General features: G+C 58.9%; 9 protein-coding genes and 2 tRNA genes. 6 read left to right on the plus strand and 5 right to left on the minus strand.

The features are described from left to right. Window positions 1-805 precede the first annotated feature (805 nt). Window positions 806-893: transfer RNA gene (locus WMO46_RS09955), tRNA-Ser, on the minus strand. Window positions 894-1,064: 171 nt separating this feature from the next. Here WMO46_RS09955 and WMO46_RS09960 point away from each other — a divergent pair. From WMO46_RS09960 to WMO46_RS09980, 5 genes are all read left to right on the plus strand, one after another. Continuing rightward, window positions 1,065-1,325, plus strand: a complete 261-nt coding sequence (locus tag WMO46_RS09960) for an HU family DNA-binding protein (RefSeq protein ID WP_019149420.1) — start codon at window positions 1,065-1,067, stop codon at window positions 1,323-1,325. Between the two features lie 24 nt (window positions 1,326-1,349). Further along, entirely contained in the window at window positions 1,350-2,546 is a 1,197-nt protein-coding gene (locus WMO46_RS09965; RefSeq protein ID WP_026076271.1) for a pyridoxal phosphate-dependent aminotransferase, read from the plus strand. A 216-nt stretch (window positions 2,547-2,762) separates the two neighbouring features. Beyond that, window positions 2,763-4,244, plus strand: a complete 1,482-nt coding sequence (locus WMO46_RS09970) for an OmpP1/FadL family transporter (protein ID WP_349094292.1) — start codon at window positions 2,763-2,765, stop codon at window positions 4,242-4,244. A gap of 62 nt (window positions 4,245-4,306) precedes the next feature. Next, window positions 4,307-4,378 (plus strand) — tRNA-Arg (locus WMO46_RS09975). Window positions 4,379-4,454: 76 nt separating this feature from the next. Then, on the plus strand, window positions 4,455-5,660 hold the full coding sequence (locus WMO46_RS09980; RefSeq protein WP_129650657.1) for an L-serine ammonia-lyase, iron-sulfur-dependent, subunit alpha: 1,206 nt from the start codon (window positions 4,455-4,457) through the stop codon (window positions 5,658-5,660). Between the two features lie 74 nt (window positions 5,661-5,734). Here the strand turns inward: WMO46_RS09980 and WMO46_RS09985 are convergent, their stop codons facing one another. Further along, entirely contained in the window at window positions 5,735-6,484 is a 750-nt protein-coding gene (locus WMO46_RS09985) for a helix-turn-helix transcriptional regulator (RefSeq protein WP_129650658.1), read from the minus strand. A gap of 87 nt (window positions 6,485-6,571) precedes the next feature. Here WMO46_RS09985 and WMO46_RS09990 point away from each other — a divergent pair, with 87 nt between their 5' ends. Then, window positions 6,572-7,120, plus strand: a complete 549-nt coding sequence (locus WMO46_RS09990) for a porin family protein (RefSeq protein ID WP_349094293.1) — start codon at window positions 6,572-6,574, stop codon at window positions 7,118-7,120. A 108-nt stretch (window positions 7,121-7,228) separates the two neighbouring features. Here WMO46_RS09990 and rpoC read toward each other — a convergent pair whose 3' ends face one another. From rpoC to rplL, 3 genes are all read right to left on the minus strand, one after another. Continuing rightward, window positions 7,229-11,488, minus strand: coding sequence for a DNA-directed RNA polymerase subunit beta' (gene rpoC, locus WMO46_RS09995; protein WP_019149413.1), 4,260 nt, complete (start codon window positions 11,486-11,488; stop codon window positions 7,229-7,231). 36 nt (window positions 11,489-11,524) lie between these two features. After that, window positions 11,525-15,385: a DNA-directed RNA polymerase subunit beta gene (gene rpoB, locus WMO46_RS10000; RefSeq protein WP_083870882.1), complete on the minus strand. Its 3,861-nt coding sequence runs from the start codon at window positions 15,383-15,385 to the stop codon at window positions 11,525-11,527. Between the two features lie 232 nt (window positions 15,386-15,617). After that, a complete protein-coding gene (rplL, locus tag WMO46_RS10005; RefSeq protein ID WP_019149411.1) occupies window positions 15,618-15,995 on the minus strand; it encodes a 50S ribosomal protein L7/L12 in 378 nt (125 codons plus the stop codon). Window positions 15,996-16,009: the final 14 nt, after the last annotated feature.

Raw genomic sequence — 16,009 nt, forward strand, 5'->3', positions numbered from 1 at the left:
TCATGCCAAGGTTCGGAGAAGAACATTTCGGGCATGCAGCCCATGTCCAACCGAATCTTTTCACCGATACCATATAATATAATAGAAACAGCGCAAAAAAACGGAAGGGGCCGACGACTGCCCCTTCCTCCTGCAAAAAAGTGCGTCACAACTTATTTGAATTCTTCATAGCTTAGTTTGCAGGATGTGAAATAAGCAGTCGGACAACCCACAGACATTGCGGCTGACAACACCCCGGCCGGCGGTGTGCGCTGAAAGAGAATTTCGATGTCCATTCATGTTCCGATACTTATTTATTAAATAAAATATTGTCAAAAAGCACTGGTTCGGAATTACGGGAACCCAACGACCGCATATCGTACAAACCACTCGGCCGAAACCCGCTACAAGTGCCTGCATTGGCTATTTTTCCTAATATTGCGATCATTCAGTTTAGATAAAACAGCACTGACTGCGTATCTATCACTGCCCAAATATAGGAATTATATTCTTTTCTGCAAAATATTTTACAATAAAATATTTAATTTTAGCAATAAATCGTGCCGCAGGGTATCTGAAACGGGTCCGGCAATCTCCTCACCCATCGGCCCCAAAACAGCGGAAACGACCTCCGTACGACGGTTCGTGCATACGAAACAGCTTCATTCAGCCGCCCATGCACCCCGGAATCACCCAGGGTGCACCCGTGTTCTTGGAGACGTTTTCAACAGCCGCACCGCCTGACAGGACTCGAAGCGGCGAACGCATAATTTGGGGCTGAAAACAAGACGGGTTGCAAACTCGATTTGCAACCCGTCTCCCGTCCTGGCGGAAAGTGAGGGATTCGAACCCCCGGAACCTTGCGGTTCAACGGTTTTCAAGACCGCCGCGATCGACCACTCCGCCAACTTTCCGGAGACAAAAGTAGCACCGATTTTCCATTCTGCCAAATCTCCACCCCGTTTTTATTCCAACCCCGCAAACCCGGAACTCAAATTCCGGAGATAATTTTCTTCTTTTCCGAAATTTGCATATCTTTGTCAGCAAGTTAGGACCCGGAGATCATTCTCTCACGCAACGAAGCCATGAACAAAGCGCAGTTTGTCGAAGCCATCGCTCTCGACGCGAACATCCCGAAGGTCGAGGCCCGCAAAGCCATCGACGCCATGATCCGTGTGACGGTGCAGTCCCTGCGCGAAGGCGAGCGGCTGACGCTGACCGGACTGGGCACGTTCAACGTACAACAGCGTCCCGAACGCGTAGGCCGCAACCCGCGCACGGGCGCCGCCGTGAAGATTCCGCCCCGCAAGGTCATCAAGTTCCGTCCCTCGGTCGAGATCGAATGATCCGGCCCGCAAAACCCTGTATACATGCCTGAAATTTCCCTTCGCGCCGAGCAGATGCCGGCCTCCCCGATACGCAAACTCGTCCCGCTGGCCGACGCAGCACGCGCCCGGGGCATCAAGATCTACCATCTGAACATCGGACAGCCCGACCTGCCCACGCCGCAAGTGGGGCTCGACGCCCTGAAGCACATCGACCGCAAGGTGCTGGAATACAGCCCCAGCGACGGCTACCGTTCGCTGCGCGAGAAGCTCGTCTCCTACTACGCGCAGTATCAGATCAAACTCACCCCCGAGGAGATCATCGTCACCACGGGCGGTTCTGAAGCCGTGCTGTTCGCCTTCATGTCGTGCCTCAACCCCGGCGACGAGATCATCGTTCCCGAACCGGCCTACGCCAACTACATGGCTTTCGCCATCTCGGCGGGCGCCGTGATCCGGCCCGTCGTCTCGTCGATCGAGAACGGATTCGCGCTGCCGCCCATCGAGGAGTTCGAGAAGCTGATCAACGAACGCACGCGCGGCATCCTGATCTGCAACCCCAACAACCCCACGGGCTACCTCTATACGCGCCGCGAGATGGACCGCATCCGCGACATGGTTCAGAAATACGACCTGTTCCTCTTCTCCGACGAGGTTTACCGCGAATTCATCTACACCGGTTCGCCCTACATTTCGGCCTGCCACCTCGAAGGCATCGAACAGAACGTCGTGCTGATCGACTCGGTGTCGAAGCGTTATTCCGAATGCGGCATCCGCATCGGCGCGCTGATCACCAAGAACCGAAAACTCCGCAACGCCGTGATGAAATTCTGCCAGGCGCGCCTTTCGCCGCCGCTGCTCGGACAGATCGTCGCCGAAGCCTCGATCGAAGCCCCGCGGTCGTACAGCACGGAGGTTTACGAGGAGTACATCGAACGTCGCAAATGCCTGATCGACGGACTGAACCGCATCCCCGGCGTCTATTCGCCGATCCCGATGGGAGCGTTCTACACCGTGGCGCGGCTCCCGGTGGACGACAGCGACAAATTCTGCGCTTGGTGCCTCTCGGAGTTCGAATACGAAGGCGAAACCGTCATGCTGGCCCCGGCGTCGGGTTTCTACTCCGATCCCGAATGCGGCCGCAACGAGGTCCGCATCGCCTACGTCCTGAAAAAAGAGGACCTCGAACGGGCTCTCGTCATCCTGAGCAAAGCGCTCGAAGCCTACAACAGCCGCCGATAGCGGCCGCCGGCAATTCCGAAACGAGGGGCAGCGTCCTGCGGGGCGCTGCCCCTTATGCTATGTACGAACCCGCCGATTCATCCAATCTTATACCTTTCAGTACAATTTTCGGGAATTTTCGACCAAAAAGTTTGGGACGTGAGGATAGTTTTCCTACTTTTGCCCCCGATTTTGCGCGTCGCAAGACACGCCGAGTATAAACCAAACCAATTCGTTATGAAAAAACTTTTCCTCGTTCTGGCCGCCGCAGCCATCGCCTCCGGCGCATACGCCGAGGGTTATCAGGTCAACAACATGTCGGCCAAGCAAACCGGTATGGGCCACGTGGGCACGGCCATGAAACTCAACTCGGAGTCGATCTTCTTCAACCCCGCAGCCACGGCTTTCCAGACCTCGAAATTCGATATTTCAGCCGGCATGACGGGCATTCTCTCCAATGTCAGCTATCGTTCGCTGCCGACACTGGAAAACGGTTACCAGAGCGGCGCGGCCGAGAAATCCGACAATAAGCTCTCGACCCCGATCCACGTCTATTTCAACTACAAACCCACCGAGCGGCTGGCCGTCGGACTGGGTTTCTACACCCCCTACGGCTCCTCGATGAACTGGGGCGACAACTGGTCGGGAGCGCACCTCGTGCAGGAGATCAACCTCACGGCCTTCACTTTCCAGCCCACCGTTTCGTACAAGATCTGCGACCGTCTTTCGGTCGGTGCGGGTCTGACGGTTTCGTGGGGCAATTTCGACCTGTCGCGGTCGCTGCTCTCCCCCACGATGCGCCGCGGACTTATCTCCGGCACGATCGACCCGAACATCACCCAACTCCAGGGGGCAATCAACAGCGGAATGCTCACCGGCGACGCACTCGCCCAGGCGACTGCGACCCTCCAGACGCTCGAAGGCGCCAAAGGCTATCTCAACAGCACCATGAACCGGTCGCTGGTGTCGGCCAAACTCCAGGGCGATTCCGATGTGGCCGTAGGCGTGAACGCCGGTTTCCTGTGGGACATCACCGACGAATGGTCGGTCGGCATGACCTGGCGGTCGCGTCTGAACATGAAAGTGGCCAAAGGCCACGCGACGATGAACATCGACCCGCAGGCCGCGGCGCTCATCGCCAAACTCGGGGAGCTCAAACCCGACACGGAGCTGATCCCGGGACTCGACAAGGGAACTTTCAACGCCGAACTGCCGCTTCCGACGACCGTGACGTGGGCCGTATCGTTCCGCCCGGCCGTGAAATGGGAACTGGCCGTCGATCTGCAATGGACCGGATGGTCGGCCTACAAAGCCCTGAACGTGGCATTCAACGAAAAGGAACTGGGCATCAAACCCATCTATTCGGTGAAGAACTACTCGAATACGCTGGCTTTCCGTTTCGGTGCGCAGTACCGCGCGACCGATTTCATCACGGCCCGAATGGGTATGTATGTGGACGAAAGCCCGGTGAGCAGCGACTACCTCAACCCCGAAACTCCGTCGATGACCAAGGTCTCCTATACGGCCGGTCTGAGCCTGCGCCCCACCAAGTTCATGTCGATCGACCTGGCCTACTGCTACGTTTCGTCGGCAGACCCCGAACGCACGGGCTCCTATCCCCTCTACGGCTATACCGACGGCAACCTCGAAGAGGTATTTTCGGGCAACTACACGCTCCACGCCAACGTATTCTCGATCGGCGTAGGGTTCAGTTTCTAAAAACCGAAAAAATTGCTATCTTTGCGGTGCGTTCGGCGACGGACGCACCGCATCGTTTCAACGGCTCCATAGTTCAAGGGATAGAACGAGGGTTTCCTAAACCCTAAATTCGCGTTCGAGTCGCGGTGGGGCTACAAAGAAAAGGAGGAATTGCTATTCCTCCTTTTCTTGTGGAATTTTACCTATCTTTGCTCCCGTAAAATCACGATTATGGAATCGCTCAAAGAACTCTATAAGATCGGCAACGGCCCTTCGAGCAGCCACACGATGGGGCCCAAACGGGCTGCGGAACGCTTCGCGGAACGGTGCCGCAATGTCGATGCCTACCGCGTGACGCTCTACGGATCGCTGGCGGCCACGGGCAAAGGCCACCTTACGGACGTAGCGATCCTCTCGGTGCTCGAACCCGTCGCCCCGACCGAAATCGTCTGGAAACCCGAAATCGTGCTCCCCTTCCACCCCAACGGCATGCTGTTCGAGGGGCTCAAAGAGGGCCGGATCGCCGATTCGTGGACGATATACAGCATCGGCGGCGGTGCGCTCGCCAACGAGACCTCGCGGCTGGAGGTGCCCGCAAGCGTCTACCCGATGTCCACCATTTCGGAGATCCAGCAGTGGTGCGCCCGCGAAGGCAAGACCTACTGGGAGTATGTGAACGACTGCGAAGGTCCCGAAATCTGGGACTACCTCGACCGGATATGGACCGTGATGTGCGAAACCATCCAGCGGGGACTGAACAACGACGGCGTACTGCCCGGCGGCCTGAAAGTCGCCCGCAAAGCCTCGACCTACTGGGTCAAGTCGAAAAGCTACACCGATTCGCTGAACTCCCGCGCCAAAATCTACGCCTATGCGCTGGCGACCTCCGAAGAGAACGCTTCGGGCGGCACCGTGGTGACGGCCCCGACGTGCGGATCGAGCGGCGTGGTGCCGGCGGTGCTCTACCACCTGGCCACCTCACGCGATTTCCTGCGCATCCGCATCCTGCGGGCGCTGGCCACGGCCGGACTGTTCGGCAACGTCGCCAAAACCAACTCCTCGATCTCGGGCGCCGAGGTCGGCTGTCAGGGCGAGGTCGGCGTGGCGTGCGCTATGGCCGCCGCAGCGGCCTGCCAGCTCTTCGGCGGCACCCCTTCGCAGATCGAATACGCCGCCGAGATGGGGCTCGAACACCACCTGGGCCTCACGTGCGACCCCGTCTGCGGGCTGGTGCAGGTCCCCTGCATCGAACGCAACGCCATCGCCGCAGCCCGCGCCCTCGACGCCAACATCTACGCCACGCTCTCCGACGGACACCATCTGGTCTCCTACGACAAGGTCGTGGAGGTGATGAACGAAACGGGGCACAATCTTCCGAGCCTCTACCGCGAGACCTCCGAAGGCGGACTGGCCAAACGCTACGACCGGAACAAATAATCCGACGGCCCCTTTCCGCGGCAAAAAAGACCGGACCCTTTGCGGGCCCGGCCTTCCGTTTCTCCGGTCGGCATTCAGCCGAGCAACCCCCGGGCCGAAGCATAGCGCACCGCCTCCATCGAATTGTCCACATTCAGCTTCTCAAGAATGCGCTGGCGGTGCGTGTTGACCGTATGCACGCTGATAGCCAGTTGATCGGCAATCTCCTTCGACAGTTTTCCCCGGCCTATCAGACGCAGAATTTCCCGCTCGCGGCCGGACAAATGCGGATTTTCGGTCACCGGGAACGGGCAGACCTCGCCCGTCCGATAATGGAACAGCTGACTGCGCACGCCGTCCTCCATCCCCTGATTGGGCGAAACGTCCAGCATGCTCAGCGAAAGCCAGACATTCCCCGAGCGGTCCAACTCCAACACCTGAAACTGCTCGATGACCCGCACGTAACGCCCGCCGACATCCACCCGGTATTCATTGATCAGCTTCGCATCGAAAGCCAACTCTTTGTGTTCCAATACATACCTCAGACAGGCGATGCCGTTGCGGTGCAGTTCCGTCCAGTCGTCGGGGTGGATGCGGCGCATAAAATAGTCCGAATCCTCGGCGGCGATGCCCTCCAGATCGTAACCGAACAGCTCCGAAAAGTTGTACGACGCGAAGACGTGGCGGCGGGTATACATATCGAAGACCGAGATGCCGCTGTTCGCAACCTGCGACAACAGCGTCAACTGGGGAATATGACGTTCCAACACCGAGTAGTCCAGCTCCCGGGGATCGAACCGCTGGGAGTCCAACAGCTCCTCGAATTCACGTTGCAGTGTTTCCATTACTGATTAATCAGTATTGCCCAAAACGGACGTATGACCTTACTTTGCAGTGCAAAAATAACACATTCAATCACAAAATTCACAACCATGAAAAAATTACTCATCACCGCCGGCCTGCTTTTCGCAACCCTCGGCGCCTCGGCTCAATTCCACGCAGACCTCCGCGCAGGAGCGACGGCCTCCGCCATCGGCGACCAGCACCTCAAGATGGGCATCCGCGCCGGAGCCGGCGTCGAGTACCTCTTCACGGAACGCTGGGGGCTCCGCTCGGGGCTCTTCTTCTCGATGAAGGGCGCCACGACCTCGAACAACGTCTTCAACTACGACGCGGACAAAGCCACGCGGCTCTCCTGTCTCGACCTTCCGGTCGAAGCCCTCGTCTCGTTCCGCCTCTCGCAACGCTCGCGGCTGGCCCTGCACGGAGGTCCCTACGTTTCCTGCCTGCTCCATGCGTCCGTGCCCGAAGACGCCGGTTTCGACGTTCGCCGCTGGGAGATCGGGGCCGGTTTCGGCGCGGATTTCATCATCGGGCATTTCGTCATCGGCCCCGAAATTCAATACGGACTGACGCGGCTGACGAAACCCGGCTCCGGCCACAACACGACCTACGCCGTGACGCTGGGCTATCGGTTCTGAATCCTGCCCCGGCAAACAAAAAAACGCCTCTCCCGGTTCGGGAGAGGCGTTTTTCGATATACCGCAGAACGGACCGACCGGCATAACCCGCCCGGCCGCCCTTTCGGACTACTGAGCCTGCTGGAGCGACTCGAAATCGGCTTTCGAACCGACCACGAGGTCGTCGTAATCACGGAGACCCGTACCGCCGGGAATCAGGTGACCGCAGATCACGTTCTCCTTCAGGTTCTCCAACGGATCGACCTTGGCCTGGATGGCCGCCTCGTTCAGCACCTTGGTGGTCTCCTGGAAGGAAGCCGCCGAGATGAAGCTCGAAGTCTGCAATGCGGCGCGCGTGATACCCTGCAACACCTGGGTCGAGGTCGCAGGCACGATGTCGCGCACCTGAACCGGACGCTGGTCGCGGCGTTTGAGGCTCGAATTCTCGTCGCGCAGCTTGCGCAGCGACACGATCTGTCCGGGCTGCAACAACGTCGAATCGCCGGCGTCGGTCACGACCACCTTGTCGTACAGTTCGTCGTTCACATCCATGAACTCCCACTTGTCGATGATCTGATCCTCGAAGAAACGGGTGTCTCCCGGGTCCTCGATCTTCACCTTGTTCATCATCTGGCGGACGATGACCTCGAAGTGCTTGTCGTTGATCTTCACACCCTGCATGCGGTACACCTCCTGCACCTCGTTGACGATGTACTCCTGCACCTTCGTCGGACCGAGGATATTGAGGATGTCGCTCGGAGTGATCGCGCCGTCCGACAGCGGGCTGCCGGCCTTCACGTAGTCGTTCTCCTGCACGATGATCTGACGCGACAGGGGCACCAAATAGCGTTTCACGTCGCCCTGCTTCGAGGTGATGACGATCTCACGGTTACCGCGCTTGATCTTGCCGAACGAAACCTCGCCGTCGATCTCCGAAACGATGGCGGGATTCGACGGGTTGCGGGCCTCGAAGAGCTCCGTAACACGCGGCAGACCGCCAGTGATGTCGCCGCCCGACTTGCCGACGGCACGCGGAATCTTGATGAGAATATCGCCGGCCTTGATCTTGGCGTTGTCCTTCACGACGACGTGGGCGCCCACGGGCAGGTTGTACTGCTTGACTTCGAGGCCCTCCTTATCGACGATCTTGATGACGGGGTTCTTGGTCTTGTCTTTCGACTCGATCACGACCTTCTCCGACAGACCCGTCTGCTCGTCGCGCTCGTCGCGGTAGGTGACACCCTCGATGACGCTGTCGTAGACGGCGCGGCCCTCGTACTCCGAAATGATGACGGCGTTGTACGGGTCCCACTCGCAGATCAGGTCGCCCTTCTTGACCTCGGCGCCGTCCTCCATGAAGAGCGTCGAGCCGTAGGGCAGGTTGTGCGTATAGAGTACGATCTCGGTCTTGGGATCGACGATGCGGAACTCCGACTGACGCGAGATCACGATGTCGATGGATTCGCCGGCCGCGTTCTTGCCCTTGACGGTGCGCAGCTCGTCGATCTCCAGACGGCCTTCGTATTTCGAAACGACGTTGGTCTCGACAGCCGTGCCGCCGGCCACACCGCCGACGTGGAACGTACGCAGGGTCAGCTGCGTACCCGGCTCGCCGATGGACTGCGCGGCGATGACGCCGACGACCTCGCCCTTCTGAACCATGCGGGCCGTGGCCAGGTTGCGGCCGTAGCACTTCGCGCAGACGCCGCGGCGCGACTCGCAGGTCAGCACCGAACGGATCTCCACCGACTCCAACGGCGACTTCTCGATAGCCTCGGCGATCGACTCGGTGATCTCCTCACCGGCCTTGCAGATCACCTCGCCCGTCAGCGGATGGATTACGTCGTTCAGAGCCACACGGCCCAGGATACGGTCGTAGAGGGTCTGCACCACGTCGTCGTTGCGCTTGATGGCCGTAGCCGTCAGGCCGCGCAGCGTGCCGCAATCCTCCTCGTTGATGATGACATCCTGCGCCACGTCCACCAGACGACGCGTCAGATAACCGGCGTCGGCCGTCTTCAAGGCGGTGTCGGCGAGACCCTTACGGGCACCGTGGGTCGAGATGAAGTACTCGAGCACCGAAAGTCCCTCCTTGAAGTTCGAGAGGATCGGGTTCTCGATGACCTGCTGACCGCCCTCGACACCCGATTTCTGCGGCTTGGCCATCAGACCGCGCATACCGCTCAGCTGACGGATCTGCTCCTTCGAACCACGGGCTCCGGAGTCAAGCATCATGTACACCGGATTGAAACCGTCGTTGTCCTTGATCAGCGTTTCGATCACGGCCTTCGTCAGCTTGGTGTTGATGTTCGTCCAAACGTCGATGATCTGGTTGTAACGCTCGTTGTTGGTGATCAGACCCATGTTATAGTCCTCCATGATGGCGTCCGAACGTTCGTAGCCCTCCTGCACGAGCTTCTCCTTCTCCTGAGGGATGATCACGGCATCGAGGTTGAACGACAGACCGCCCTGGAAGGCCATCTGATAACCCATGTTCTTGATGTCGTCGAGGAATGCGGCCACCTTGTCGGCACCGGCCTTCTTCATCACGACGGCGATGATATCGCGCAGCGAACGCTTCGTCAGAATCTCGTTGATATAGCCGACCTCCTTGGGAACCACCTGGTTGAAGAGGATGCGGCCGATGGTCGTCTCCTTCAGCACGCGCACTTCGTTGCCCTGCTCGTCCAGGTCATCGACCATGCACTTCACGATGGCGTGCAGGTCGGCACGGCCCTCGTTGTAGGCGATGATCGCCTCCTCGGCGCCGTAGAACACCCGGCCTTCGCCCTTCACGCCCTTGCGGGGCTTGGTGATGTAGTAAAGACCGAGGACCATGTCCTGCGAAGGCACCGTGATAGGCGCACCGTTCGCAGGGTTCAGGACGTTGTGCGAACCCAGCATCAGCAACTGGGCCTCCAGAATGGCGGCATTGCCCAGCGGCAGGTGCACGGCCATCTGGTCGCCGTCGAAGTCGGCGTTGAATGCCGTACATGCCAGCGGGTGCAGCTGCATGGCCTTGCCCTCGATCAGTTTGGGCTGGAACGCCTGAATACCCAGTCGGTGCAGCGTCGGGGCGCGGTTCATCAGCACGGGGTGTCCCTTGATGACATTCTCCAAAATGCCCCAGATCACGGGGTCCTTGCGGTCGATGATCTTCTTCGCGGACTTCACCGTCTTCACGATGCCGCGCTCGATGAGCTTGCGGATCACGAACGGCTTGTAGAGCTCGGCGGCCATGTCCTTCGGAATACCCATCTCGTGCATCTTCAGCTCGGGGCCGACGACGATCACCGAACGGGCCGAATAATCGACACGTTTACCCAGCAGGTTCTGACGGAAACGGCCCTGCTTGCCCTTGAGCGAGTCGGAAAGCGACTTCAAGGGGCGGTTCGACTCGTTCTTCACGGCATTCGACTTGCGCGAGTTGTCGAACAGCGAATCGACGGCCTCCTGCAACATGCGCTTCTCGTTGCGCAGAATCACTTCCGGAGCCTTGATTTCGATCAGGCGTTTCAGACGGTTGTTGCGGATGATGACGCGGCGGTAGAGGTCGTTCAGGTCCGACGTGGCGAAACGTCCGCCGTCCAGCGGCACCAGCGGGCGCAGCTCGGGCGGAATCACCGGAATCACGTTCAGCACCATCCACTCGGGCTTGTTCTTGCCCTCCGAAGCGCGGAACGACTCGATGACGTTCAGACACTTCAGCGCCTCGGACTTACGCTGCTGCGAAGTCTCGGTCGAAGCCTTGTGACGCAGCGAGTAGGACATCGAATCGAGGTCCACCTGCTTCAGCAGCGTATAGATCGCCTCGGCGCCCATCATGGCGACGAACTTGTTGGGGTCCGAATCGTCCAGCGACTGATTGCCCTTCGGCAGCGCGGCCAGCACGTCGAGATACTCCTTCTCCGAAAGCGTGGCCAGACGCTCGATGCCCTGCTCGGAAGCGGCGCCGGCGTTGATCACGACGTAACGCTCGTAGTAGATGATCGCTTCGAGCTTCTTCGACGGAATGCCCAGCAGGTAGCCGATCTTCGAAGGCAGCGAACGGAAATACCAGATATGCACCACCGGAACCACCAGCGAGATGTGTCCCATGCGCTCGCGGCGCACCTTCTTCTCGGTCACCTCCACGCCGCAGCGGTCGCAGACGATGCCCTTGTAACGGATGCGCTTGTACTTACCGCAATGGCACTCGTAATCCTTCACCGGACCGAAGATGCGCTCGCAGAACAGACCGTCGCGCTCGGGCTTGTAGGTACGGTAGTTAATGGTTTCGGGCTTCAGCACCTCGCCGCTCGACTGGGCCAGAATCTCCTCAGGGGAGGCCAGGCCGATCGAAATCCGGCTGTAACCATTATTCGGTTTATTGTCTTTGGTAATTGACATATTCGTTCTCGTTTTTCTTTTCCTCTTAAATACACCTTACTCGAGCTTCACCGACAGGGCCAGACCGCGCAACTCGTGCAGCAGCACGTTCATTGCCTCGGGGATGCCCGGTTTGGGCAGGTTCTCGCCCTTGACGATGGCCTCGTACGCCTTGGCACGGCCCATCACGTCGTCGGACTTGATCGTCAGGATCTCCTGCAAGATATTGGCGGCGCCGAAGCCTTCGAGCGCCCAGACCTCCATCTCACCGAAACGCTGACCGCCGAACTGCGCCTTACCGCCAAGCGGCTGCTGGGTGATGAGCGAGTAGGGACCGATCGAACGCGCGTGCATCTTGTCGTCGATCATGTGGCCCAGCTTGAGCATGTAGATCACGCCCACCGTGGCCGGCTGGTCGAACATCTCGCCCGTACCGCCGTCGTAGAGGTAGGTGCGGCCGCTGTGCGGAATGCCCGCCTGCGCCGTGTATTCGTTGATCTGGTCGAGCGAAGCGCCGTCGAAGATCGGCGTTGCGAATTTCAACCCCAGCTCGCGGCCGGCCCATCCGAGCACGGTCTCGTAAATCTGTCCGAGGTTCATTCGAGAAGGCACGCCCAGCGGGTTCAGGCAGATATCGACGATGGTTCCGTCTTCGAGGAACGGCATGTCCTCGTCGCGCACGATACGGGCCACGATGCCCTTGTTGCCGTGGCGTCCGGCCATCTTGTCGCCCACTTTCAGCTTACGCTTCTTGGCGATGTAGACTTTGGCCATCTGGATGACGCCCGTCTGCGGGAGTTCGTCGCCGTTGGTGATGTTGTACTTCTCACGCTTGATGGCGGCGTCGGCCTTCTTCCACTCGATGGTGTAGTTGTTGACGGTGGCCTCGATCAGCGCATCGGTGTGCGCGTCGCCCGTCCAGTTGCACGAGCCGAGGTTGAGATAACCCATCACCACGCCGGTCTTTTCGTCCGTCGATTTGCGGGCGATCTCCTCCAGCATCTTCTGCGAGAACTTCGTGCCCGCGGGGTAGAGCTCCACGCCGAAATAGTCGGTGACGCCCGTCGTGGTCTTGCCCTGAAGCAGGGTCCACAGTTTCGAAACCAGGAGCTTCGTGAGATCCGCGATCTCGGCTGCGAACTTCTCGTCGAGCTTGTCGAGCTGCGCTTTCTCGGCGCTCTTGCCCTTCTTGCCCTCCTTGTTGGCGCGGCTGTAAAGTTTGGTGTCGATCACCACGCCGTGCAGCGACGGCTGGGCTTTCAGCGAAGCGTCCTTCACATCGCCGGCCTTGTCGCCGAAGATCGCGCGGAGCAACTTCTCCTCGGGCGAAGGATCGCTCTCGCCCTTCGGGGTGATCTTACCGATCAGGATGTCGCCCGGGTGGATGTTGGCGCCGATGCGGACGATACCGTTGGCGTCGAGGTCCTTCGTGGCGTCCTCCGAAACGTTGGGAATATCCGACGTGAGCTCCTCGACACCGCGTTTGGTGTCGCGGACCTCCATGATATATTCATCGACATGCACCGAGGTGAAGATGTCCTCGCGCTGGATACGCTCCGAAATCACGATGGCATCCTCGAAGTTGTAACCCTTCCAGGGCATGAACGCCACTTTCAGGTTGCGACCCAGGGCCAGTTCGCCGTGCTGCGTCGAATAACCCTCGGTCAGAATCTGACCCTTCACGACCTTGTCGCCGGTCAGCACCGCGGGTTTCAGCGTCACCGAAGTGTTCTGGTTCGTCCGGCGGTAGCGCGGCAGCTCGTAAGTCGTGATTTCGGGAGCGAACGACGCGAGAATCTCGTCCTCCGTGCGCTCGTATTTGATCTGAATCTTCGTCGCATCGGCGAAAGTCACCTCGCCGTCGCCCTCGGCGACGATCTGGATGCGACTGTCGGTGATCATGTCCTTCTCGATACCCGTGCCGACGATCGGGGCCTCCGAAGTCACCAGGGGCACGGCCTGGCGCATCATGTTCGAACCCATCAGCGCACGGTTGGCGTCGTCGTGCTCGAGGAACGGGATGAGGCTCGCGGCGATCGAGGCGATCTGGTTCGGAGCCACGTCCATCAGGTCCACTTCGCTGGCCGTAACCACGGGGAAATCGGCGCCCTCACGCGCCTTGATGCGGTCGGGCTCCAGGAAATTGCCCTCCTCGTCGATCGGGGTGTTGGCCTGTGCGGCCACCAAGTCCTCCTCCTCTTCGGCCGAGTAGTAGCGGATATGCGAATTGTCCATATCGACCTTGCCGTTCTCGACACGGCGGTACGGCGTCTCGATGAATCCCATCGGGGAGATCTTCGCATAGACGCACAGCGACGAAATCAGACCGATGTTCGGGCCTTCCGGCGACTCGATCGGGCAGAGGCGTCCGTAGTGCGTATAGTGCACGTCGCGCACCTCGAAACCGGCACGGTCGCGCGACAGACCGCCGGGACCGAGGGCCGACAGACGGCGCTTGTGCGTGATCTCGGCCAGCGGGTTGATCTGGTCCATGAACTGCGAGAGCTGCGAAGTGCCGAAGAAGGAGTTGATCACCGACGAGAGGGTCTTGGCGTTGATCAGGTCCACCGGCGTAAACACTTCGTTGTCGCGCACGTTCATGCGCTCGCGGATCGTACGCGCCATGCGCACGAAACCGACCGAGAACTGATTCGACAGCTGCTCGCCCACCGTGCGGACACGGCGGTTCGACAGGTGGTCGATATCATCGACATCGGCCTTCGAATTGATCAGCTGGATCAGGTATTTGATGATGGCGATGATGTCCTCGCGCGTCAGCGTACGGATAGCCGGGTCGATGTCCAGGTCCAGCTTCTTGTTGATGCGGTAGCGGCCCACGTCGCCCAGGTCGTAGCGTTTGTCCGAGAAGAAAAGTTTCTCGATAACGTCGCGCGCCGTAGCCTCATCGGGCGGCTCCGAAGCGCGCAACTGTCTGTAAATGTAGACTACAGCCTCCTTTTCGGAGTTGCAGGGGTCCTTTTGCAGGGTGTTGTATATGATCGAGAAGTCGATGCCCGAAAGATTCTCCTTGTGCAGGAGGATCGTCTTGGCACCGCTCTCGATAATTTCGTCGATATGGCTCTCTTCGAGGACCGTTTCGCGGTCCACGATGACGTTGTTTCGCTCGATGGAGACCACCTCGCCCGTATCCTCGTCCACGAAGTCCTCGACCCACGTCGAAAGCACCCTCGCGGCCAGTTTGCGGCCCACGGCCTTTTTGAGGTTGGCCTTGTTGACCTTCACCTCGTCCGCCAGATCGAAAATTTCGAGAATCTGCTGGTCCGCCTCGTAACCGATGGCACGCAACAGCGTGGTGACGGGCAACTTCTTCTTACGGTCGATGTAGGCGTACATCACGTTGTTGATGTCCGTTGCGAACTCGATCCACGAACCCTTGAACGGAATGATTCGCGCCGAGTAGAGCTTGGTGCCGTTGGTGTGCATGCTCTGTCCGAAGAACACGCCCGGCGAACGGTGCAGCTGGGATACGATGACGCGCTCCGCACCGTTGATGACGAACGTACCGCGTTCGGTCATATAGGGAATCGTACCGAAGTAAACGTCCTGGACGACCACGCCGAAATCCTCGTGTTCGTCGTCCGTGCAGTAAAGTTTCAGCTTTGCTTTCAGCGGGACGCTGTACGTCAAACCGCGCTCCAAACACTCCTCGATCGAGTAGCGGGGCGGGTCGATATAGTAGTCGATGAACTCCAGAACGAAGTTGTTCCGGGTGTCCGTGATGGGGAAATTTTCCTGAAAGACCTTGTACAGGCCCTCGTTCTTACGGTTTTCAGCCGTAGTGTCCATCTGGAAAAAGTCCCGGAATGATTTAAGCTGTACCTCCAGCAGATCCGGATAGGGAACCCGGTTCTTGACTGTCGAAAAGCTAATTCTCTGTTGTGTTTTTGCTGCGGACATCGTAAAATCCAAATTAGTTGAAGTGTAATGGGTTACGCTCCCCAAAATTGCGGGCCTTCTATCCCGCCAATGCCCCCGTATTCAGGCGTCCTTCGCCCCGGGAGCATTTTCTTCCAAAAACCGGACACAGCTCCTGATCGGCACTTCCAGTCTTTAGACCAAGAAAAGGCATAGAGCTAACACCTCCGGTTAGCCCTATACCTGATTGTCTGCTGAGACCTAAGCAGCAATGCTACTTGAGCTCAACTTCAGCACCTGCCTCCTCGAGCTGGCCCTTGATCTGCTCAGCCTCTTCCTTGGAAACACCCTCCTTAACGGCCTTGGGAGCACCGTCAACGAGCGCTTTAGCGTCACCCAGCGAAAGACCGGCGATGTCCTTCACGACCTTGATAACCTGGAGCTTGGCCTGGCCGGCGGCTTTCAGGATCACGTCGAACGTCGATTTCTCGGCAGCAGCGGCCTCGCCTGCGCCGGCAGCGGGAGCTGCAACGGCAACAGCGGCAGCAGCCGGCTCGATGCCATACTCCTCCTTGAGGATCTGAGCGAGTTCGTTTACCTCGGTAACCTTCAGGTTAACCAGTTCTTCAGCAAGTTTCTTTACGTCTGCCATAGTTGTAAGCTTAT

Origin of the sequence: Alistipes intestinihominis (genome assembly GCF_040095975.1) — a bacterium.
Taxonomy (GTDB): Bacteria; Bacteroidota; Bacteroidia; order Bacteroidales; family Rikenellaceae; genus Alistipes; species Alistipes senegalensis.

Coding starts and splice junctions, on each gene's coding strand:
- WMO46_RS09960 (WP_019149420.1), top strand. CDS start 1,065: ATGAACAAAGCGCAGTTTGTCGAAGCCATCGCTCTCGACGCGAACATC.
- WMO46_RS09965 (WP_026076271.1), top strand. CDS start 1,350: ATGCCTGAAATTTCCCTTCGCGCCGAGCAGATGCCGGCCTCCCCGATA.
- WMO46_RS09970 (WP_349094292.1), top strand. CDS start 2,763: ATGAAAAAACTTTTCCTCGTTCTGGCCGCCGCAGCCATCGCCTCCGGC.
- WMO46_RS09980 (WP_129650657.1), top strand. CDS start 4,455: ATGGAATCGCTCAAAGAACTCTATAAGATCGGCAACGGCCCTTCGAGC.
- WMO46_RS09985 (WP_129650658.1), bottom strand. CDS start 6,484: ATGGAAACACTGCAACGTGAATTCGAGGAGCTGTTGGACTCCCAGCGG.
- WMO46_RS09990 (WP_349094293.1), top strand. CDS start 6,572: ATGAAAAAATTACTCATCACCGCCGGCCTGCTTTTCGCAACCCTCGGC.
- rpoC (WP_019149413.1), bottom strand. CDS start 11,488: ATGTCAATTACCAAAGACAATAAACCGAATAATGGTTACAGCCGGATT.
- rpoB (WP_083870882.1), bottom strand. CDS start 15,385: ATGTCCGCAGCAAAAACACAACAGAGAATTAGCTTTTCGACAGTCAAG.
- rplL (WP_019149411.1), bottom strand. CDS start 15,995: ATGGCAGACGTAAAGAAACTTGCTGAAGAACTGGTTAACCTGAAGGTT.